The following is a 1,058-nucleotide window of genomic DNA, read 5'->3' on the forward strand; positions in this document are numbered from 1 at the left end:
GTTGGCCAGCGCCTCTGAACGGCTGGGTTGGGTGGTCTCCGGCCTGTCTGGTTTCGGGGATGATATGGCTGACAATTGCCATGCGGACCTTGGTCGTCCTCAACTGCTTCCTGAGCGCAGCGGCCAGATCCCTCTTAGGCAAGGGGATCCGTTCACCGGGACCTACGGGGTATTTAAGGAATAAAAATCTAGATGGAGCCGTCGATGATCAGAATACTGGGCTCCCGACCCTATAGTACATTCACCACCATCATAATTGCTATTATTGTCATAAGATTATTGTCTGGGTATTTATCTTATAGGATCGATTTTATTTCAGCGCGCCCGATATCTAATCCCAATGATATTGTCGGCAATTGGAAAAATGGCGGCTGGGATTCTATAAGCATATATAGATATTCTGATAAATATGGAATCAATGTAAATGTCCTTGGATTTGGCGATATTATCGATCTAGTTCATCAAGATGAGGGGTTGTATGTATTGCAATTCTTCGCGAAAAAAAGCAAATGTCCGGTAATTATCTATACAGATAAAAGCGACCGCCTCTTCTTTTATAGGCAGTTTTATTGGTCATTTTCCGAAATAGCTGAAGCACTAACACCAATCGCACGGCTAACCACCTGCGAATATATCACAAGAGGAGCTTTCTATCGATACAATGTGTCAAAATAACATTTTCCAAGATTATTATAATATCGGTTCGTAATTATATTGTATGTTTTCAAATACTGGATCTGTCGAGGAGATGACGGTTTTCAGTGTGGAGAAACATCGTTCTAATCCAAGCATACACACGTTCCATTTTTCCGATCTTGCTACCCACTTTGCTCTAGTCTACCCACAACCCGACCGCAGCGAGCTTTCCCGATATCCCCGCCAGAACCTCCTTCAGGTGCACCGCATCCCGGCGCCACGTCCCACCGATCATCTCAGCTCTCCGGGACCGGATTGACGCTGTCGTCGATCACGATATTGCCGAGCATGTGGCCTCCGGGCCTCTGCTGCGTCTGCATATAGGAGCGGTAGCGTTGGTCGTGAACGACCGAGTTGGGTCG

2 protein-coding genes are annotated in these 1,058 nt (G+C 46.6%); both read left to right on the forward strand.

Going from position 1 to position 1,058, the window contains the following annotated elements:
• Window positions 1–184: hypothetical protein (locus MKK65_RS00095; RefSeq protein ID WP_243954246.1), on the forward strand; the 184-nt coding region annotated here is incomplete at its 5' end.
• Window positions 185–192: 8 nt separating this feature from the next.
• Window positions 193–675, forward strand: a complete 483-nt coding sequence (locus MKK65_RS00100) for a hypothetical protein (RefSeq protein WP_243954247.1) — start codon at window positions 193–195, stop codon at window positions 673–675.
• Window positions 676–1,058 lie beyond the last annotated feature (383 nt).

Source organism: Methylobacterium sp. J-001 (assembly GCF_022829565.1).
Lineage (GTDB): Bacteria > Pseudomonadota > Alphaproteobacteria > Rhizobiales > Beijerinckiaceae > Methylobacterium.

Bases quoted from the DNA above. Each gene is read 5' to 3' on its own strand.
- MKK65_RS00100 (WP_243954247.1), top strand. From the start codon at position 193: ATGGAGCCGTCGATGATCAGAATACTGGGCTCCCGACCCTATAGTACA.